This window comes from Pseudomonas sp. SIMBA_067 (genome assembly GCF_046534675.1).
Classification (GTDB): Bacteria; Pseudomonadota; Gammaproteobacteria; order Pseudomonadales; family Pseudomonadaceae; genus Aquipseudomonas; species Aquipseudomonas putida.
In genome coordinates this window covers 1-20,360 of sequence record NZ_JAWRYH010000016.1, presented here as the reverse complement: position 1 = coordinate 20,360, position 20,360 = coordinate 1, and the positions used below count along the sequence as shown (strand labels likewise).

The window sequence follows — 20,360 nt, the reverse complement described above, 5'->3', positions numbered from 1 at the left end:
ACCTCGACGGCGGTGGTTTGACGGTGGCCCGTTTGGGCCTTGAGTCAAACTTACGCCGCCGAGGCCGCACGCAAAAATTCATTGCGGCAGTACCGATTATCACGCTGATCGATATCACTCGATGAACTTGAGGTCCGACGGTGCATCCTGCTTCAGCGTCTGCACCGTCTCCAGCAGCTTGCCACTGCGCGGATCGCGACGTATCACCACGATCTGGTTGCTCTTCTGGTTGGCCACCAGCAGGAAGTTGTCACTCGGGGCCAGGGCAAACTCCCGAGGGTGATCGCCTTCTACCGGGCGACGCTGCAGGAACGTCAACTGACCATCCTGCTTGCCCACGCTGAACGCCACAATTTCATTGGCCGTGCCACGGTTGCTCACGTACAGGAAGCGCCCGTCCGCCGACAGGTGCAAGCCACCTGCTGCCTTCGCTGCGGCCTCCTGGCGCTCGGTCAGGGGTAAGCGCTGGCGTTCAACCAGGTTGCCGTCCTGCACATCGAACATCACCACCTCGGCATTCATTTCCAGGGTGAGGTAGGCGTGCCGGCCCTTGGCGTCGAACAGCAGGTGACGCGGCCCGCTGCCCGGCGGCAAGGCCACGGACGCAGGTATCGCCGCTGTCAGCGGGTGGTCCGCACTGGCACCGTCGTAGCGGTAGATGAACACCTTGTCGGCACCCAGGTCGCTGGCATACAGGTGCTGGCCATCCGGCGACAGCACCAGCGAATGCACGTGGGCACCGGCCTGGCGCTCAGGGTTGACCCCGCTCGCCTTATGCCGGGCCTGTTGCACCACGGGCTTGAGCGTGCCGTCCTTGGCCACCGGGATCACCACCAGGCTGCCACCGGGGTCAGGGTTGACCGCGTAGTTGGCCACGAACAGGTAGCGCTGGTCACGGCTGAGGCTGGCGTGGGTGGGCTCGTCGCCCTGGGTGGCCACTTGGTTGAGCGGCTTGATTTCGCCTTTGCTGCTGATGCTGAAACTGCTGGCATGGCCCTGCGGGGTCTCATTCACCGCAAACAGCTGACGCTGGTCGGCCGACAGCACCAGCCACGAAGGGCTGACGCTTTTCACCACCTGCAGGGGTGAGGGGCCGATCTGGCCGGCCTTGTCGTCAAACTGGTAGCGGTAGATACCCTGGCTGGCGCCGTCGGTGTAGCTGCCCACCAGCAAGGTTGCGGCGTGGGCGGGGATTGTCAGGCTCATCAGGCTAGCGGTCAGCAGGCTCGTCCAGGTCCGGTTCATCTTGGTCATCATCCGGGGCGCGAAAGGCACTCATACAGACTAGCCGATGCTCGCCATTGGCATCGTTGAGTTGCCATTCATCGCCGGTGGCGATAGCGGCGGCGACTTGTTCGGGGGTGAAGGACCAGCGGCGAAGCTGGCGGCCGTCCATGCATTCGACAGTGAGGCCGGATGCGTCGGCGGTGAAATCGAAGGCGTGCAGGCCGTCGATCAGGAGCATGTCGCAGGACTGCAGGGCGGTGGCGAGGGGGGACATGGGGGTACCTGTGGGAGATGTGGCGGCATTATAACCCTGGGGCTGCTTTGCAGCCCATTCGCAGCACAAGGCTGCTCCTACAGGGGATCGCGTAACCCTTGTAGGAGCAGCCTTGTGCTGCGAATGGGCCGCAAAGCGGCCCCTTGCGATTCAATGGGCGAAAATGGACCCACCTTCCTTGCCCACCATCTTCTCCGGTTTTATCAGGAACCGTGCCAGCGCCGGCAGCAGCCACAGCGCGCCAAACATGTTCCACAGCAGCATGAAGGTCAGCATCAGCCCCATATCAGCCTGGAACTTGATTGCCGAGAAGATCCAGGTGCACACGCCGATGGCCAGGCACAAGCCAGTGAACAACACGGCTTTACCCGTCGAACGCAGGGTCTGGTAATAGGCCTCCTGCAACGGCAGCCCGGCACGCAGGAAGCTTTCCAGCCGGCTGTAGATGTAGATGCCGTAATCCACGCCAATCCCCACGCCCAGCGCCACTACCGGCAAGGTCGCCACCTTCACCCCGATGCCCATGTAGGCCATCAGCGCATTGCCCAGCACCGAGGTCAGTACCAGCGGCAGGACGATGCAGAGGGTGGCGGCGAACGAGCGGAAGGTGATCAGGCACATCACTGCCACACAGATGTACACCAGGATCAGGATGGTCAGCTCGGCCGACTTGATCACCTCGTTGGTCGCTGCCTCGATCCCGGCGTTGCCCGCCGCCAGCAGGAACTGCAGGCCTTCCTTGTTGTGGCTGTCGGCAAACGCCTTGGCCGCAGCAGTAACCCGCTCCAGGGTCTCGGCCTTATGGTCGTTGAGGAACACCAACACCGGCGCCAGCGAGCAGTCACCGTTGTACAGGCCGTCGGCACGGGCGATGGAGTTGTTGAGGATGTCCGGGTTGCGCGACAGGGTTTCCCATTTCAGGCTGCCCTCGTTCATGCCCTTGATCACCTGCTTGGACACGGTCACCAGGGAAATCGCCGACTGCACACCCGGGGTGTTCTGCATGGTCCACATCAGCTCGTCGATCGGCGCCATGGTCGAGTGGACCGAGCACTGCTCCGGCGGGGTCTTGACCATGATCACCAGCACGTCGGAACTGGTCGAGTAGTTGCTGATGATGAAGCTGTTGTCCTGGTTATAGCGCGAGTCGGGGCGCAGCTCCGGCGCGCCCTGGTCGAGGTCGCCGATCTTCAGGTTCTGGCTGTACCACAGGCCGCCGGCGAAGGCGACCAGCGCCAGGGTTACAGACACCGGCGCCACCTTGGCACTGGCGAAGTTCGACAACAGGCGCCAGAACGGGTGCTCGCGGGTGGCGTCCTTCTTGCTGCGCTCGATGGCCTTCTTGCTGATGCCAACGTAGGAAATAGCCACCGGCAACAGGATCAGGTTGGTGAATACGATCACCGCCACGCCGATGGACGCACCGATGGCCAGCTCTCGGATCACCCCGATATCGATGATCAGCAGGGTGATGAAGCCCACCGCGTCTGCGAGGATGGCGATCATGCCCGGCAGGAACAGCTGGCGGAAGGTGCGCCTGGCCGCCGTGAGGGCGTTGTCGGCGTCACTCGACTGCAAGGCGATGCCGTTGATCTTCTGCACCCCGTGGGAAATGCCGATGGCGAAGATCAGGAACGGTACCAACATCGAGTAAGGGTCCAGGCCAAAGCCCACCGCATGCATAAGCCCAAGCTGCCAGACCACCGCCACCAGGGTGGTGATGAGCACGGCGATGGTGCTGCGGATGCACCAGGTGAACCAGTACAACAGCACCCAGGTAATGGCCAGGGCGACGCCGAAGAACATCGCCACCATCACCAGGCCGTCGATGAGGTCGCCGACCTTCTTGGCGAAGCCGACAATGTGGATTTTCACATTGGGGTTCTGCGCCTGGAACTTGTCGCGGATCTTCTCTTCCAGCAGGTGCGAGAACTGCTGGTAGTCCAGCTTGACCTGCTTGCCTGGGTCCTGCGGGTCGGGGTAGCTCTCCAGCAGCGGCACGTCGACGATGCTGGACTTGAAATTGTTACCCACCAGGCGCCCCACCTGGCCAGACTTGAGCACGTTGTCGCGCAGGGTATCGAGGCTGTCCTGCGAACCGTTGTAGGTGTTGGGGATTACCTCGCCACCGGAAAAGCCCTCTTCGGTCACCTCGCTCCAGCGCACGCTGGGGCTCCACAGCGACTTCAGCCCGGCACGGTCGACGCCTGGGATGTAGAACACCTCGTCGTGGACCTGGCGCAGGGTCTCCATGTAGTCCTTGTCGAAGATGTCGCCGTTCACCGCTTCGACCGAAATGCGTACGGTGTTGCCGAGGTTGGCCAGGTCGTTGCGGTGCTCCATCATCTGCTCGATGAACGGGTGCTGCAGCGGGATCATCTTCTCGAAGCTGGTGGACGGGCGAATCTGCGTGGCCTGCCAGAACAGGAAAATGCTCACCAGCACGCACAGCGCGATGACCACGGGGCGGTTGTTGAAGATCAGGCGTTCGAGCAGCGTGGCCTTGTCCTGGTGGTGCGGGTGCATGGTAATGCTCTCCCTGCTGGTCATTGGCTCGCCCCCTCGGCACCCTGGGCATCCGCCAGGTGTACACCGCCCTGCCCTACCAGCAGCAGGCCGCCATTGGCCAGGCCGCTGACGCCAGCCAAGGCGATGCGGTCGGCGCGGTTGTACACGCTGAAGGTCTGACCGCCATCGGCGCTGCGCAGCACGCTGCCGCCGTTGCCGACCAGCACCAGGGTGCCATCATCGAGAAGCGTAGCGCTTGCCAGACCGAATTCGAGGTTACCGCGCGCGGCCTTGAGTTCGATCGGCTGCCAGCTGTCGCCAAAATCGGTGGAACGGAACAGGTTGCCGCGCAGGCCATACGCCAGCAGGGCGTTCGGCTGGGCGGTGCCGATCACGCCGAACAGCGAGCCCTCGTAAGGGCCCTGGACTTTGGACCAGGTCTGGCCGTTGTCGGCGGAGCGGAACATGCCACCCTGCTCGCCCACGATGAACAGGCCGGCGTCACGCACCCGGGCGATACCGTTCAGGTGCAACTGGTCAGGGTTGTCCAGGCGCTCGGCCACGTCCTGCCAGTACTGCCCGCCGTCTGTGGTTTCCAGCAAGGCGCCGTAGGCACCCACGGCAAAGCCGTGCTGGGCGTCAAGGAAGGCAACATCGAGCAAGGGCGCTTCGCGGGCGAGGTCTTCGAACTGCTTGCTCCAGGTGGCCCCGCCGTCGTTGCTGGCGAGGATCTGCGCATCATGGCCGACCGCCCAGCCGCGCTTGTCATCGAGGAAGAACACGGCGGTGAGCAACTGCCGGGTGGGGACCCGGGCCTGGGTCCAGGTGCTGCCCTGGTCGTCGGAGAACAGAATGTGGCCGCGATCACCCACCACCACCAGGCGCTTGCCGGCATGGGTGGCGTCGATCAACAGGCTTTGGCTGGCCTTGGCGGATTCGGTGGAGTATTCGTCGGCGGCGGCGGCCTGGGCACTGTCGGCCCACACCCCCAAAGCCAGTGCCAGCACTGCGCTGGCCGCCCATGGCCAGGCACCACGCCTGGCTGGCGCCCATAGCGGTTCCCTCATGACTGCCCCCTTGTTGTGTTCTTGTTGGTGGGTCAATGCATTGCAGGTACTGCGAAAAGCCTGATCTAGAGGCCTGCAATAGCTTGAGGGGATCGTAGCGGGGATGTTGGCGGGGATACAACGGGCGGGGTGTTATGTTTTGTTATCCGGGAATGCAGGGGGCCGCTTCGCGGCCCCATGATCTACCAGGCTTACGCCAGGCTCTTGCTCACCACTTCATACACATCACTGGACAGCTCACCCGAAGCCAGGATCCGCTCCAGCTCGCCCTTCATCAGGGCCTGGCGCGCAGCGTCATACTTGCGCCAGCGGGTCAGCGGCGCCAGTTGCCGCGAGGCAATCTGCGGGTTAAGCGCATTCAGCTCGATCACCAGGTCCGCCAGGAAGCGATAGCCCGAACCATCGGCGGCATGGAAGTTGACTAGGTTCTGCCCGGCAAAGGCACCCACCAGCGCACGTACCTTGTTCGGATTCTTCAGGGTGAACGCCGGGTGCTGCATCAACGCCTTGACCCGCGCCAGCCCGCCCGGCAGCGCGCTGGCCGCCTGCACGCTGAACCACTGGTCCATGACCAGCGGGTTGTCCTTGAAGTGCTCGGCAAAGGCTTCCAGGGCCTTGGCCCGCTCGGCTTCGAACGGCGAGTTGACCAGCACCGCCAGGGCCGTGAGGCGTTCGGTCATGTTGTCGCACTGATCGAACTGCTCCAGGGTCGCTTCCAGCACCTGCGGCTTGCCGCTCTGCATCAGGTACGACAGGGCGATGTTCTGCAGGCTACGGCGGGCGAAGTGCTCGGCAGAGGCCACATAAGCGGTGCTGCGCGACACTTCACGGTTGGCCTGGTAGCGCGCCCACAGGGCGTCGAACAGCTGTGCGGCGATCTGCTGGCGGGCGAACTCACGGGCAGCGTGGATGGCATCGACGTCGGCCACCTGGCTGATTTCGGTGAGGTAGGCCTCGCCCGGCAGCGAAAGCATTTCGGCAACCATGGCGGCGTCCAGCGACTCGTTGCCCAGCACGGTGCCCAGGGCAGTGATCAGGCGCTGGTCGAGTTTCAGGGCTTCGCCGCGTTGATGCTGGCCGATCAGTTCTTGCAGTACCTGCACCGACAGCTGCTGGCCCGCTTCCCAGCGGTTGAAACCGTCGCTGTCGTGCTGCATCAGGAACATCAGCTGGTCGCGGTTGTAAGGGAAGCTGAGCTTCACCGGGGCGCTGAAGCCGCGCAGCAGCGAGGGCAACGGCTTGGCCTGGATACCCTCGAAGGTGAACGTCTGCTCGCCCTCGGTCACCGACAGCACACGGCTGGTACCGCCCGCAGCCGGTTCACCGGCCAGACGCAGCGGCAGGTCATTGCCTTCGGCGTCCAGCAGGCCCAGCTCGACCGGGATCACGAACGGGAGCTTTTCGGCCTTGTCCGGGGTTTGCGGGCAGCTCTGGCGGAAGGCCAGGCTGTAGGTCTGCGCAGCAGCGTCATAGGCTTCGCTGACTTCCAGGCGCGGGGTACCGGCCTGGCTGTACCAGCGCTTGAACTGGGTGAAGTCGACACCGTTGGCGTCTTCCATGGCCTTGATGAAGTCATCGGTGGTCACCGCCTGGCCATCATGGCGTTCGAAGTACAGGTCGCTGCCTTTGCGGAAGCCTTCGTTACCTAGCAGGGTACGGACCATGCGTACCACTTCGGCGCCCTTCTCGTACACGGTCAGGGTGTAGAAGTTGGAGATTTCGATGAAGCTGTCCGGGCGCACGGGGTGGGCCATGGGGCCGGCGTCTTCGGCGAACTGGTGGGTGCGCAGGTAGGCGACGTCTTCGATGCGCTTGACCGTGCGCGAGTTCATGTCGGCGCTGAACTCGGCATCGCGGAACACCGTGAAGCCTTCTTTCAGCGACAGCTGGAACCAGTCACGGCAGGTGACACGGTTACCCGACCAGTTGTGGAAGTACTCGTGGGCGACCACGCCTTCGACGCGCTGGTGCGCGGCATCGGTGGCGGTTTCGGCACGGGCCAGCACACAGCTGGAATTGAAGATGTTCAGGCCCTTGTTTTCCATGGCGCCCATGTTGAAGTCGTTGACCGCAACAATCATGAAGATGTCCAGGTCGTACTCGCGGCCGTAGACTTCTTCGTCCCAGCGCATGGACTTCTTCAGGCTGACCATCGCGTGGTCGCACTTGTCGAGGTTTTCGGGCTCGACATAGATGCGCAGCATCACATCGCGGCCAGACTGGCGTGTGAAGTTGTCCTCGACGCACCACAAGTCACCGGCCACCAGCGCGAACAGGTAGGCCGGCTTCTTGAACGGGTCTTCCCAGGTGGCCCAGTGGCGGCCGTCCTCGGCCGGCCCGCTGCCCGTTGGGTTGCCGTTCGACAACAGCACCGGGTAGCGATGCTGCTCGGCAATCACCGTGGTGGTGAAGGTGCTCATCACGTCCGGGCGGTCGAGGTAGTAGGTGATCTTGCGGAAGCCCTCGGCCTCGCACTGGGTGCAGAACATCTTGCCCGACTTGTACAGGCCTTCCAGCGCGGTGTTGCTCTCGGGGTGGATCTTTACGCTGGTGTCGAGGGTGAACTGCTCGGCCTTGGGGTGCAGCGTCAGGCTGTCGGCTTCGAGCTGGTAGTCGCCCGCCTGCAGTTCCTGGTCGTCCAGCGCGGCGCGCAGCAGTTCCAGCTGCTGGCCGTCGAGCACCAGCGGCGGCAGGCCGGCACCGCGTGCCGGGTTGCGGCGCATCACCAGTTGCGCGTGAACCAGGGTGTGGTCCTCGAACAGCTCGAAGGTCAGGTGCGTCTCGTCGATCAGGTACTCGGGCGCCTGGTAATCCTTCAGGTAGATCACTTGCGGTTGTTCGGTACGCATGTGCAGGTCCTTTTTACTGGAGCACGGCCAACTGGTAGGCCGTGTACTTGCGAATATTGATCACACCGGTGTCGAAGATCAGGTACTGGCCCTTGATGCCCAGCAGCGTGCCTTCGGCCACCGGGTCCTTGTCGAGGTTGAAGCTGACGATCTTTTTCGGGTAGGCCTCGACCGGGTACTTCATCTGCACCACTTCGGCGTCGGCCAGCGGCTGGATCGCCTGCAGGCCAAAGCGCCCGTGCAACTCACGCAGGCCATCGGCGCAGGCGTCGAAGATCTGATCGCGGATAGCCGGCAAGTCGAGCACCTCGGCATCGCCTTTGAGCAGCGCGCGCCAGTTGGTGCGGTCCGGCACCTGGCTGCGCAGCACGTCTTCGACCAGGCCTGACTGCTGACGGGTAGCCACACGCATGATCGGCAGGGCCTGGCTGGCGCCCTGGTCGAGCCAGCGGGTGGGCAGCTGAGTGGCGCGGGTGATGCCCACCTTGATCCCTGACGAATTGGCCAGGTAGACCACGTGGTCGGTCATGCAGAACTGTTCGCCCCACGACGGCTCGCGACAGGTGCCAGCGTCGTAGTGGCATTTTTCCGGGGCCATGATGCACACATCGCACTGGGCCAGCTTGGTCATGCACGGGTAGCAGTACCCCTGGCTGAAGCTGGTCTTGGTGCGTTTGCCGCAGTGGTTGCAGTGAATGGCGCCGAGGTATTCCAGGCGCAGGCGCTGGCCGATCAGCGGGTTGACCGGCACCTGCGTGTCATCCAGGCGGAAGCTGTATTGCACCACGGGTGCCTGCAGGCTTACCGCCATTTTGCTCAACGAGCCACGAGCGAGTTCGATCAATGTACCGAGTCCGATTTGAACAGAATGTTGGCGATCGGCGCAGACTTCGATGCGCATTCCTGCGGGCCCATGTAGCCGGTGCGCTGGTCTTCGGGCAGGTTCTGGATCTCCCAGGCGATCACGGCTTGCAGCGACAGCTCTTTTTGCTCGGCGGTGAGCTTGCGGCCATCGGACCATTTGCCGATTTCCACGGCCAGTTTCAGGCTCTCGTAGATTTCCGGTGTGATGTTTTCAATCATTTGCGCGAAAGTGGACATAGTGTCTCCTGATTCAAGCCGACAGTTTACGCCGGGCCAGCGCCCCACCCAAGAGCCCGGTCAGGCATCCGATGAGCAACCCGCCAACATGGGCGGCGTTGGCGATCTGGCCGAGGCCCAGCGTGCCGACCACACCGGTCAGGCATACCACCAGCCAGATCAGCATCATCACCAGCACGCCCTTTGGCAGGTTGAAGTAACGATTGGGCGCCAGCCACTGATACAGCCAGATATGCCCGAGCAAACCGTACAGCACGCCAGACAGCCCGCCGAACAGGCTCGGCCCGCTGGTGTAGTGCTGGGCCAGGTTGGACACCAGGCTGAACAGCAGGGTCAGGCCCAGCAGCATCCAGGGGCCCTGGCGCAGTTCGATTCGCTTGCCCAGCTCCCAGTACCACAGGCTGTTCATGGCCAGGTGCAGCACACCGAAGTGCAGCAGCATGGGCGATACCAGGCGCCACCACTGGCCTTCGTCCAGAACTTGCGCCAGCGAGCTGAAATACAGGTAGTCGCCCTGGACGCGGAAGTCGAGGAAGGTGAACCAGCTGATGGTGGTGAAGTTGTCGCCCAGGCTGGTGAGGCCGGCGACGATGAAACACAACAGCAGGGTTAGGGTGGTGACCTTGCAGGCTTTGGCCTGTTCTACCAGGGAGGGCTGTGTGGGGCTATTCGCGGGCATGCTCGCTTGCACCGGTTCCTCTGCCACCTGGATGTCGGCATTGCCGTCGGGGTAGCGTTGGTAGAGTTGCAGCACGTCTTCGACCAGGGTGTCAGGCGCCCAGAGCACCTGGGCATCGCCGTCCTCGCTCACCCGGTACGGCACCTGCAGGCGCTGCAGCAGGTGGATGAAGCCGCTGAGGTCGACCGACAGCGGCAGGCGCATCACTTCGATAATGTTCATTGGTTGGCCTGTGGGCGGTCGACGTCGACCCAGACGAACTTGTGCGGGTCGATGCGGGTTTCATCATCCAGCCGATAGGCGGCCAGCTTGCCGTAGAGCACGGCGCTGTAGTCCAGGCAGGCCAGGTTGGCGCGGATCGGCGCCGGCCGGCCGCTGCGCCAGTAGTGGCCAACGAACAGCAACGGCTCGTCTTCGGCATAACGCAGCAAGGCGTTCTTCTGGCTGTGGCTGAGCGGGGTACTGGCCACCTCTTCGGGCAGGGCATCGGGCTGGAACACGATGTCGCCGTAGGTTTGCGGGTCTTCTTCCCAGAACTTGGTGCGGAAGAAGGCACGGGTCAGGCCGTCGCCGCCGGTCAGGGTCAGGCCGTCCGGCAGGCGCATGTCGGTGCCGCGCAGCAGGCGGTTGCACACCGTGTCGGCGAAACTGCCACTCACCGCCGAGGCCTGGATGAAGTGCTCATCAATGCGCCCGTCAGGGTATTGCTGGCGCAGCGGCTCGATCAACCGCGGGTCCCAGCAGGCGTGCACCAGGCGGAAGCGCCCGGCGTCGATGAACAGCGGCAGCTGGTAGAACCAGTTGACGAAGTCGTGCCAGTCGCCGGGGTGGTGGGCGAACTGGGTGAGGGTTTCGTCGATCAGCCGGGCGTGGCGTGGCGTGTGCTCGCGCACATAGGCCTTGCCGCTGCCGGGCAGCGCCGGGGTGACCCAGCCCAGGGCGTTGTATTCGTGGTTGCCCATGATGCAGAACGCCTGGCCGGCCTCGACCATGTCATGGACGATGTGCAGCGCCTCGCGAATGCGTGGCCCGCGGTCGACGATATCGCCCAGGAACAGCGCCAGGCGCCTTGGGTGGCGCCACACGCCGGCCACACGCTTGTAACCGAGGGCGTCGAGCAGGCGTTCAAGGGTCAGTGCACAGCCGTGCACGTCACCAATGATGTCGAAACTTCGCGCCGGATCGAGCATCAGTCGTCCCTGCTCCCCAGACGGCTGCCCCAACCCAGTTTGGTGCGGCAGACCTCGTAGTAATTGTGGTCCAGCGGGTGGATAAGGCGCAGCTTCTGCGGTTTCTTGCTCACCGTGATGGTGTCGCCGGGGGCGCAGGTAAAGTGGTTCTGGCCGTCACAGGACACCTGCGGGTAGATCTGCAGGTCCTTGGACACCACGATCTTCAGCTCGCTGTTGCCGTCGACCACGATCGGCCGGCCCGACAGGGTGTGCGGGTACATTGGCACGATGACGATGGCGTCGAGCTTGGGGTGCATGATCGGGCCACCGGCCGACAGCGCGTAGGCGGTGGAACCGGTGGGGGTGGCGACGATCAGGCCGTCGGCCTTCTGGCTGCAGACGAACTGGCCGTCGATGTAGATCTCGAACTCGATCATGCGCGTGGACTTGCCCGGGTGCAGAACCACGTCGTTCAGCGCATCACCCTGGCCGATGGCTTCGTGGTGGCGACGCACCTCGGCCTGCAGCAGGAAGCGGTTTTCCACCAGGTAGTGGCCGTCGAGCACTTGCGCCACTTTCTCTTCCAGCTCGTCGGGGCGGATGTCGGTGAGGAAGCCCAAATTGCCACGGTTGATGCCCAGCACCGGAATGTTGTGCCGGGCCAGGGCGCGGGCGGCGCCCAGCAGGCTGCCGTCGCCGCCGACCACGATGACCAGGTCACAGACCTCGCCCAGCAGCTTGCGGGTGGAGGTTTGCAGGCCATGGCCGGGCAGTACTTCGGCAATGGTGTCTTCGAGAATCACATGCAAGTGGCGCTCGAGGAGGAATTTTTTCAGTCGGCGAATGGTGTCGAGCACCTGCGAGCTGCCAAGGCGACCGATGATACCGATATTGCGAAATTGCTCCATGGGGCTCCTGCGGGGCTCTGCGACGGGTGACGATGGACCGATTATGGGCGAAACCACCGGGCAGCGGCAAACCGGCTATGCTCGCTGGATGACTCCATTCGCCCTGCTCAACGACCTGCCCCGGCAGCTACGCCGCCCCGCCGTGCGCGACCTGGCCTGGGCCCTGCTGTCGCCGCCCCTGCTCAGCGCCCCGCCCTGCCCCCAGCGCCACCCGCTGACGGGCAGCCTCTGGGCGGAGCAGCCGCAGCGCCTCGAGGGCTGGTTGCGGGCGCTGGATGCCGACGATCGCCCGTTGCGCGATTGGCTGGCAAAGCTCGGCAGCCGGCGGCTGGGGCTTTACTACGAACGGCTGTGGCAATTTGCCCTGGGCCAGGCACCCGGCATCGAGCTGCTGGCGGCCAACCTGGCAATCCGTGACGGTGGGCACACCCTGGGCGAGCTGGACGTGGTGCTGCGCGACCGCGACGGTGTGCACCACCTTGAGCTGGCGATCAAGTTGTACCTGGGGCCGCAAGACGCCGGGCACGACCCGCATGCCTGGCTGGGGCCTGGGTGCCATGACCGGCTGGAGACCAAGCTTGCGCACCTGACCGGGCACCAGTTGCCCATGTCGAACGGCGCGCACAGCCGCGAGCTGTTGGCACGGTTGGGGGTTGAGCAGGTGCAGGCACACGTGTGGCTGGGTGGCTACCTGTTCTATCCGTGGCCTGGGCATGCCGAACCACCTGCGGGCGCCAACCCGCAGCACTTGCGCGGGCGCTGGGTGCGCCGGCGGGACTGGGTCATGGCAGAGGGTGAGCATTGGCAGCCATTGCAGCGGCATGCCTGGCTGGCACCTGCGCGGGTCGAGGCAGGCGACGGCTGGACGGTGGAGCAGTTTGCGGCCTGGTTGCACATGCTTGAGCGGCAGGCGCCGGCGCAGTTGCTGGTGAGGTTGGAGCCTGATGCTGATGGTGCCTGGCAGGAGGTGGAGCGGGTGTTTCTGGTGGCTGACAGTTGGCCATTTTCAGCGCAGGCATGATGTTGCCTGACCCGGCCTCTTCGCAGCACAAGGCTGCTCCTACAGGGACCGTACAGGTCTTGAGAGCCGTGCTGCCCGTGTAGGAGCAGCCTTGTGCTGCGAAGAGGCCGGCACAGGCAACACAATTTTCACAGACCTAGCGCAAAGATTTGTTTCTGGTAACCACTACAGTGGTACCTGAGCGCCAGCAAGAGCGCCATTTTGACCTGATGACGAGGACCGATCATGGTTTCATCCACCCCCGCGACCCATTACGCGCGCCTGTCCATTGCCCTGCATTGGCTGATGCTGGTGCTGCTGGCCGCTGTCTATGCACTCATCGAATTGCGCGGCCTGTTCCCCAAGGACAGTGCCGAACGCAACCTGATGAAGGACCTGCACTTCATGCTCGGGCTCAGCGTGTTCGTGCTGGTCTGGCTGCGCCTGGCCATGCGCCTGAGCCGCCCTACCCCGCCCATCGTGCCCAAGCCGCCGGCCTGGCAGACCGGCCTTGCGCACCTGATGCACCTGGCGCTGTACCTGCTGATGATCGGCCTGCCGCTGGCCGGCTGGCTGATCCTCAGCGCCGCCGACAAACCGGTGCCGTTCTTCGGCCTGGAACTGCCGCACCTGATCGGTCCGGACCCGGACCAGGCCAAGTTCATCAAAGGCTGGCATGAACGCGTGGGCAGCTGGGGCTACTGGCTGATCGGCCTGCACGCGGTGGCCGGGCTGTACCACCACTATGTGCAGCGCGACAACACGCTGCTGCGCATGCTGCCCTACAAGTAACCTCGCCGGCCCTGCAGGCCACCGGTGTGTACCACGATCAGGCGGGTGCCGGGCGCGAACAGCCCGACCTCGACCTGATCACGCAAGGCCAGCAGAGCCTTGCCGGTGTAGAGGGCTTCAAGCGGTACACCGCTGTGCAGCTCGCACTCTGCGACGAATCCCAGCAGCTCATCGTCGAATTTGCCGAAACCGCCACGGCAAGCGTCGTGTAGCTGGTAGCCGTGCGCACCGGCCAATGCTGCCACCGCGTCCGGCACACCATGATCCCTGGGCACAGCCAGCGCGCCATGGACGGCATGTGCACCCGCCTCGGCCAGTACCAGGCCGGCCAAGGTAGTACCTGTTCCGGCAGCCAGCCACCAGGCATCGTAGCCCGACCAGCCCAGTGCCGTGATCTGCGCGCGTGCCTGTTCCATGATCAGGCCACAGCCCTGTGCACCGGCCGGCCCGCCGCCGCCTTCCGGAATGCAATGCCAGCCTGGGTAGCGTGCCTGCCAGGGCCCCCAGAATCCGGGTTCGTTGCGCGCGCGGTAGCCGCCGTAGCCCAGCCAGTGCAGCTCCATGCCCAGCGCCTGAAGGTCACGCACCGTAGGTGTTTCCTGAGCGTGACCCCGCAGCAGGCCGGCGGTGGCGAAGCCGAAGCGCTTGCCGGCGGCGGCCAGGGCGTGCAGGTGGTTGGAGTGGTTGCCGCCGAGGCTGATCAGGCCCGGGGCTTTGCTGACGCTGGCTTGCTGCAGGTGATGGCGAAGCTTGAACCACTTGTTGCCGCTGATCAGTGGGTCGATCAGGTCCAGCCGCAGGATGGCGGCCTCGACATTGGCAATTGCCAGCCAAGGCAGGCTCAGGGGTTGCAGGGGCGCTTGAGGGAAGTCGAAAAGCATCGTGCGAGTTTACCAGCGAAATCCTGGGGCCGCTGTGCGGCCCCAGCAACCTCAGAGCTCAGCCGCCAACCTTGAACCTTGGTTGATCGCCCGTTTGGCATCCAGCTCGGCCGCCACATCGGCCCCGCCAATCAGGTGCACCGACTGCCCCGCCGCCACCAGGCCGTCCTGCAACTCACGCAGCGGGTCCTGCCCGGCGCAGATCACCACGTTGTCCACCGGCAGCACCTGCGGCTCGCCGTCCGCCACGCGGATGTGCAAACCGGCATCGTCGATACCCAGGTACTCGACGCTGTTCAGCATCTGCACCCGCTTGTTCTTCAACCCGGTGCGGTGAATCCAGCCGGTCGTCTTGCCCAGGCCATCACCCACCTTGGACTTCTTGCGCTGCAACAGGTAGACCTGGCGCGCCGGGGCATGCGGCTCGGCCTTGACCCCGGCCACACCACCACGCGCCTCAAGCTGGGTATCGATGCCCCACTCCTTCCAGAACGCCTCACGGTCCTGGCTGGTGGCCACGCCCTCGTGCACCAGGTACTCGGACACATCGAAACCGATGCCACCCGCACCAATCACCGCAACCGCCTTGCCCACCGGCTTGCGCTCAAGCAGCACGTCCAGGTAGCTGAGCACCTTGGCATGCTCGACACCTGGGATGTCCGGGGTACGCGGTGCGATGCCAGTGGCCAGGATGATTTCGTCGTAGCCGCCGCTCACCAACGCCTGTACGTCGACACGGGTATTCAGGCGCAGGTCCACGCCCGTGTTTTTCACCTTGTTGCGGAAATAGCGCAGGGTTTCGAAGAACTCCTCCTTGCCCGGCACCCGCTTGGCCACGTTGAACTGGCCGCCGATTTCGCTGGCGGCGTCAAACAGCGTCACCGCATGGCCACGCTCGGCTGCCACGGTGGCCGCAGCCAAACCGGCGGGGCCGGCGCCAACCACGGCAATGCGCTTCACTGCCCGTACTGGCAGGTAGTTGAGCTCGGTTTCGTGGCAGGCACGCGGGTTGACCAGGCAGCTGGTCAGCTTGCCGCCAAAAGTATGGTCCAGGCAGGCCTGGTTGCATCCGATGCAGGTATTGATCTCGTCGGCGCGGCCAGCCGCTGCCTTGTTGACGAAGTCCGGGTCGGCCAGGAACGGCCGGGCCATCGAGACCATGTCGGCATCGCCTTCGGCCAATACGGCTTCGGCCACTTCCGGCGTATTGATACGGTTGGTGGTGATCAACGGAATGCTCACCACACCACGCAGCTTGGCGGTTACTTTGGTAAATGCCGCACGCGGGACCTTGGTGGCAATGGTCGGGATACGCGCTTCGTGCCAGCCGATGCCGGTGTTGATCAAGGTCGCGCCGGCCTGCTCGATGGCCTTGGCCAGCAGCTCGATCTCGTCCCAGGTGCTGCCACCCTCGACCAGGTCGAGCATCGACAGGCGGAAGATGATGATGAAATTCGGCCCTACCGCGCCGCGCACCCGGCTGACGATTTCCACCGCCAGGCGCATGCGGTTTTCGTAGCTGCCGCCCCAGCGGTCGGTGCGGTGGTTGGTATGGGCAGCCAGGAACTGATTGATGAAGTAGCCTTCCGAACCCATGATCTCGACGCCGTCGTAGCCGGCGCGCAGGGCCAGTGCCGCGCAATTGACGAAGTCGGCGATCTGTTTCTCGATGCCCTCCTCGTCCAGCTCTTTGGGCTTGAACGGGTTGATCGGCGCCTGGATTGCGCTAGGTGCCACCTGCCGTGGGCTGTAGGCGTAGCGCCCGGCATGCAGGATCTGCAGGCACACCTTGCCACCGGCGGCGTGCACGGCTTCGGTGACGATGCGGTGCTTGTCGGCTTCTTCCTCGGTGCTGAGCTTGGCCGCGCCGGAATACACCCCGCCTTCATCGTTGGGCGCAATGCCGCCCGTGACCATCAGGCCGACGCCGCCCCGGGCGCGTTCGGCAAAGTACGCGGCCATGCGCTCGAAGCCGCCGGGGCGCTCTTCGAGGCCGGTGTGCATCGAGCCCATCAAGGTGCGGTTGCGCAGAGTGGTGAAGCCCAGGTCCAGCGGAGCGAGCAGGTGCGGGTAGCGGTCGGCGGCCATGGAAGGTCCCCTGGTGGCGTGATCACGGTATGCGGGCACCTCACTGGTCGGCGGGGCCCGTCGTTTGTCTGTCAGCGACATTAAACAGCCGTTTGAATTGGCTCAATGATCGAAACTGACAAGTTATTGATCCTGACGAACAGCAGGACTACGCTAGGGAACCCTCGTTTCTTAAGGCGTCGTCCTGTTTCATGCGAAAACTCTTGGCAAGCGCCCTGGCGCTGGTGATGATCGCTTCCCTCTGCGGCTACGGTTTCTGGACCCAACAGCGCCCGGAAGGCCACTACCTTTCCGACCTGCGCATCGAGCTGGCACTCAACCATGGCGTACCGGGCGAGCACGGCAACCTGCTGGGCGTCGAGCCGCTGCTGTACCCAGGCGACTACCAGAACCTGCAACGCCTTCACCGCAAGCTGGCAGCCTATCTGGAGCAGGCCCGCGCCCAGGGCCTGGTGAGCCCGCGCACGGTGGTGGTGCTGCCGGAGCACATCGGTACCTGGCTATGGGCTCGCGGGGAAAAGAACGAGCTGTATCAGGTCACGCAAAGCCGCGAGGCCTTGCAATGGCTGGAGCTGAGCAACCCGCTGCGTTACGGCCTGGCCATGCTGGGTGCCGACGGCGACGATTGGCGCGCGGATGCACACCTGCGCATGAAGGCCGAGCAGATGGCCGCGGACTACCAACAGCTGTTCGGCGGGCTGGCCAAAGAGTTTGGCGTCACCCTGGTGGCTGGCTCCATCGTGCTGCCTGCGCCTTACGTGAAACAGGGCGTGCTGCACGCCGGCAGTGGCCCGCTGTTCAATAGCAGCCTGGTGTTTGCCGGTGATGGCTCACTGCTGGGCCAGCCACAGCGCCAGCAATTCCCCGACAGTGAAATGCGCCGCTATGTCCACGATGGCCGCCAACAACCCCTGCAAGTGGTGCAAACCCCTGCCGGGCGCCTGGGTGTACTGGTGGGCAGTGACAGCTGGTACCCGGAAAACCATCAGCAACTGGCACAACAAGCGGTACAACTGATCGCCAACCCGGTATTCCTCAGCGGCAAGGGCAGTTGGGAAGCGCCATGGCGTGGCAATCGCCACCAGGAGGCCAGCGCCGGGCTGCCCCTGCAACGTGGCGAGGTCAGCGAACAGAGCGCCTGGCAACGCCTGACCGAGGCCGCAGGGGCCAGCGTCAGCAGCATGAGCGTGTTCATGCGCGGGCAGTTCTGGGAACAGGCCAGCGACGGCCAGGGCTTTGCCCGCCAGTCGGGTGAGTTGCTGGCGGGTACCCCCAGCCATGGCGCTCGCCTGCTGAACTTGTGGCTATAGGCCCATGGCCCGCCCCCGTGTACGCCTGGGCGACCTTTCGGTAGGCTTTGTCCAGCCGCTGACCGATGCCCTGCGCGAACTGGGTCACGAGCCTGAGCCTCTGCTGCGCCGCTATGGCCTGGATGCACCCCGCCTCGCAGAGGCCGGCGCGCGCTTGTCGATCCCCCGTTACATGCACCTGGGCCACGCCGCCATCGAGCTGTGCGGTGACGCCGCGCTGGGCCTGCACATGGGGCGCCTGAGCCGACTGGCGCATGCCGGCCTGGCCGGGGTCACCGCCGCCCAGGCGCCGACCTTGGGCGATGCGGCGCGCACCCTGCTGCGCTTCGAGCCACTGTATGCGGCCAACTACCGTGGCCATTCCAGCTTCGAGGAAGATGCCCAGGGCGCCTGGTTGCGCTTCTACTCCATCAGCCCCTACAACGCCTACAACCGCTTCGTGGTGGATTCACTGCTTGCCGGCTGGCTGGCGCAGCTGGCCGATCTGGCTGGCACAACGGTGCAGGCCGAGCGCCTGGACATCGAATTTTCCGCGCCTCCCTATGCGGCGCGCTATCAGCCGCTGTGCAGCGCACCCGTACAGTTCGCGGCCGAGGGCAACCAGCTGCGTCTGAGCCGCGCCACACTGCAGCTGGCCAACCCCAGGCACTGCCCAAGCACCTGGCAGCACCTGCTGCAGCTGTGTGAGGCGCAAATGCAACAGCTTACGCGGGTGCGCAGCCTGGGTGAGCGCATTACTCATCTGCTGGGCCCGCTGCTCAATGGCGGCCGTGAACCGGACCTGGAAGAAGTGGCGCTGCACTTGCAGTTGCCCACCTGGACCCTGCGCCGCAAGCTGGCCGAGGAAGGCACGCGCTTTCGCGACTTGCTCAATGAAACGCGGCGCGACCTGGCCGAGACCTATATCCGTGACACGGAGCTGGCCTTTGGCGAGATTGCCTATCTGTTGGGGTTTGCTTCGGCCGAGGCCTTCCAGCGCGCGTTCAAGCGCTGGACGGGCCTTACGCCGGGGGAGTTCCGCCGCAGCCAGCGGCGGGCGGGCTAAAGCTCGGTAGCGTCTTCAGCCGGTTCCGGGGTGTCCAGTTCGTAAGCCTGGGTTTCGAGTAGTTCTTCCTGGTATTCATCCATCGCCCTGCGTCCTCTTTGCTCGTTATGTCTTCGTAGGTATCACCTTCAGCCTAGGCAGGTGGGATGAAGAGATGATGACAAGCTTATGAGTGATAAACGTAGCAGGTGTTCAGGAAGTTATCGCGGGGTGTCTGTAACAGGGAATGTTGAAAGCCTGTACCGGCCTCTTCGCGGGCTTGCCCGCTCCCACAGGTCCTTCACAAGCTCTGAAACTTGCGCATTACCTGTGGGAGCGGGCAAGCCCGCGAAAGGGCCGGTACGGGCGCCCCGTCAAAGGGAAGGCGACGCGGCCTCGGCAGGCTGGGCTTCCTGCTGCACCTGAATCGGCGCTGCTTCGGCCGGCGGCGCGACCGGCTGCGAGCCCTGGCTGTCATTCACCACCGGTGCCGCTGCTGCTTCACTGGCCGGGGCAACGGCCGCAGCCGCTGGTGCAACTTGCGCCACAGGTACGGCTTCCGGAGCCGGGGCAGGTGCCACCGGGTTCGCAGCTGCCTGCTCCGGCAGCCCCAGTTCCACCGCGGGTTTCTGTACCTTGGGCGCCTCGACCTTGGCCTCTTCGACCTTCTTCGGCTTCGGTTTGGGCAGGTAGCTCTCTACCAGGGCGAAATACCGGTCATAGAACTGCGCCGCCGTCACCGTTTCGCTGGCCACCTTGACCATCGAGTCGTCGCTGGAGCCGATCGGCATCGATACCGAACCCAGCACGCCCACGCCCAGGCTGGCGGAGGTGTTGGACTTTTTCAGGGCGTAACGGTCCTGCAGGGCGTTGGCGAACATGGTCGAACGCTGCTCGTCGCTCACATCCGGCGCGCAGGTCACGTTGAAGCTGATCTGCAGGTGGTTCTCGCTGTTCTGCTGGAAGCTCTTGTTGCCCACCACCTGGTTGGTGCCGCTGTTGGTGATGATGTAGCCCTGGCTGAGCAAGGCACGCCGGGCGGCCTCGCAGGAGCCGGCATCGCTCACCGGAAAACTGCGCGAGAAGGTACCCGAGTCATCGAAGTTCTCGTGCTCGTACACGGCGGTTTTTTTCGAGGAACAACCGGCCACCCCCGCCAGCACCAGGGCCAGCCCGAGCGCACCAAAGACGGAAGATCTGGTCATTGCGAATTCCGGGTAAGTCGAGAAGGTGCCTATTGTGCAACACAGCAGGCAGGCACAGGAACCACTGGTCGGTGAAGAGTCTGTCAGGTTGGTGTAAATCTGGGTAAAGCCGGGGGTTTCCAGCCGTAGAAACAAAAAAAGCGACCCCAAGGTCGCTTTTTTCGTGCTTCAAGGCGTTCAAGGGGCCTTGAGGCTAAGATGGCGCAGCGGACGGGACTCGAACCCGCGACCCCCGGCGTGACAGGCCGGTATTCTAACCGACTGAACTACCGCTG

At 64.2% G+C, this 20,360-nt stretch carries 17 protein-coding genes; 4 read left to right on the top strand and 13 right to left on the bottom strand.

Annotation, left to right across the window (positions count from 1 at the left end; translation table 11 throughout):
• Positions 1-114: 114 nt before the first annotated feature.
• The 10 genes from SB765_RS25610 to SB765_RS25565 form a co-directional block, all read right to left on the bottom strand.
• Positions 115-1,245 carry a lactonase family protein gene (locus SB765_RS25610; RefSeq protein WP_410932125.1) on the bottom strand — a complete coding sequence of 377 codons (1,131 nt, stop codon included), beginning with the start codon at positions 1,243-1,245 and terminating at the stop codon, positions 115-117.
• Complete coding sequence (locus SB765_RS25605) at positions 1,211-1,501, bottom strand: DUF5629 family protein (protein WP_004577427.1); 291 nt, start codon at positions 1,499-1,501, stop codon at positions 1,211-1,213. Before SB765_RS25605 ends, SB765_RS25610 begins: the two co-directional genes overlap by 35 nt.
• Positions 1,502-1,651: 150 nt before the next feature.
• Entirely contained in the window at positions 1,652-4,027 is a 2,376-nt protein-coding gene (locus SB765_RS25600; RefSeq protein WP_063425058.1) for an efflux RND transporter permease subunit, read from the bottom strand.
• A gap of 20 nt (positions 4,028-4,047) precedes the next feature.
• Positions 4,048-5,076: a WD40/YVTN/BNR-like repeat-containing protein gene (locus SB765_RS25595; protein ID WP_410932124.1), complete on the bottom strand. Its 1,029-nt coding sequence runs from the start codon at positions 5,074-5,076 to the stop codon at positions 4,048-4,050.
• Positions 5,077-5,267: 191 nt separating this feature from the next.
• On the bottom strand, positions 5,268-7,925 hold the full coding sequence (gene pepN / locus SB765_RS25590) for an aminopeptidase N (protein ID WP_410932123.1): 2,658 nt from the start codon (positions 7,923-7,925) through the stop codon (positions 5,268-5,270).
• Positions 7,926-7,938: 13 nt separating this feature from the next.
• Positions 7,939-8,769, bottom strand: a complete 831-nt coding sequence (locus tag SB765_RS25585) for a DUF2797 domain-containing protein (protein ID WP_341797983.1) — start codon at positions 8,767-8,769, stop codon at positions 7,939-7,941.
• Positions 8,766-9,026: a YeaC family protein gene (locus SB765_RS25580; protein ID WP_016500845.1), complete on the bottom strand. Its 261-nt coding sequence runs from the start codon at positions 9,024-9,026 to the stop codon at positions 8,766-8,768. The genes SB765_RS25585 and SB765_RS25580 overlap by 4 nt, the downstream gene beginning before the upstream one ends.
• Before the next feature lie 13 nt (positions 9,027-9,039).
• The gene (locus SB765_RS25575) at positions 9,040-9,927 is read right to left on the bottom strand and encodes a rhomboid family intramembrane serine protease (protein ID WP_410932122.1); all 888 of its coding nucleotides are present in this window, start codon (positions 9,925-9,927) and stop codon (positions 9,040-9,042) included.
• Positions 9,924-10,898, bottom strand: coding sequence for a metallophosphoesterase (locus SB765_RS25570; RefSeq protein ID WP_169725181.1), 975 nt, complete (start codon positions 10,896-10,898; stop codon positions 9,924-9,926). Before SB765_RS25570 ends, SB765_RS25575 begins: the two co-directional genes overlap by 4 nt.
• The gene (locus SB765_RS25565) at positions 10,895-11,785 is read right to left on the bottom strand and encodes an NAD(+) kinase (RefSeq protein WP_341797981.1); all 891 of its coding nucleotides are present in this window, start codon (positions 11,783-11,785) and stop codon (positions 10,895-10,897) included. Before SB765_RS25565 ends, SB765_RS25570 begins: the two co-directional genes overlap by 4 nt.
• Positions 11,786-11,828: 43 nt before the next feature.
• Between SB765_RS25565 and SB765_RS25560 the strand changes: the two genes are divergently transcribed.
• Both SB765_RS25560 and SB765_RS25555 read left to right on the top strand, forming a co-directional pair.
• Positions 11,829-12,806 carry a DUF1853 family protein gene (locus SB765_RS25560; RefSeq protein ID WP_341797980.1) on the top strand — a complete coding sequence of 326 codons (978 nt, stop codon included), beginning with the start codon at positions 11,829-11,831 and terminating at the stop codon, positions 12,804-12,806.
• Between the two features lie 225 nt (positions 12,807-13,031).
• Positions 13,032-13,577: a cytochrome b gene (locus SB765_RS25555; protein WP_341797979.1), complete on the top strand. Its 546-nt coding sequence runs from the start codon at positions 13,032-13,034 to the stop codon at positions 13,575-13,577.
• On the opposite strand, the gene SB765_RS25550 is transcribed toward SB765_RS25555, so the two are convergent.
• Complete coding sequence (locus tag SB765_RS25550; RefSeq protein ID WP_410932121.1) at positions 13,568-14,458, bottom strand: 1-aminocyclopropane-1-carboxylate deaminase/D-cysteine desulfhydrase; 891 nt, start codon at positions 14,456-14,458, stop codon at positions 13,568-13,570. The two genes, SB765_RS25555 and SB765_RS25550, sit on opposite strands and share 10 nt — an antisense overlap.
• Before the next feature lie 51 nt (positions 14,459-14,509).
• On the bottom strand, positions 14,510-16,546 hold the full coding sequence (locus SB765_RS25545; protein WP_341797977.1) for an NADPH-dependent 2,4-dienoyl-CoA reductase: 2,037 nt from the start codon (positions 16,544-16,546) through the stop codon (positions 14,510-14,512).
• Positions 16,547-16,737: 191 nt separating this feature from the next.
• On the opposite strand from SB765_RS25545, the gene SB765_RS25540 reads away from it, so the two are divergent.
• Complete coding sequence (locus SB765_RS25540; protein ID WP_341797976.1) at positions 16,738-17,856, top strand: nitrilase-related carbon-nitrogen hydrolase; 1,119 nt, start codon at positions 16,738-16,740, stop codon at positions 17,854-17,856.
• 4 nt (positions 17,857-17,860) lie between these two features.
• Positions 17,861-18,901 carry an AraC family transcriptional regulator gene (locus tag SB765_RS25535; RefSeq protein ID WP_341797975.1) on the top strand — a complete coding sequence of 347 codons (1,041 nt, stop codon included), beginning with the start codon at positions 17,861-17,863 and terminating at the stop codon, positions 18,899-18,901.
• 353 nt (positions 18,902-19,254) lie between these two features.
• Here the strand turns inward: SB765_RS25535 and SB765_RS25530 are convergent, their stop codons facing one another.
• Complete coding sequence (locus SB765_RS25530; protein WP_341797974.1) at positions 19,255-20,085, bottom strand: DUF2242 domain-containing protein; 831 nt, start codon at positions 20,083-20,085, stop codon at positions 19,255-19,257.
• Positions 20,086-20,360: the final 275 nt, after the last annotated feature.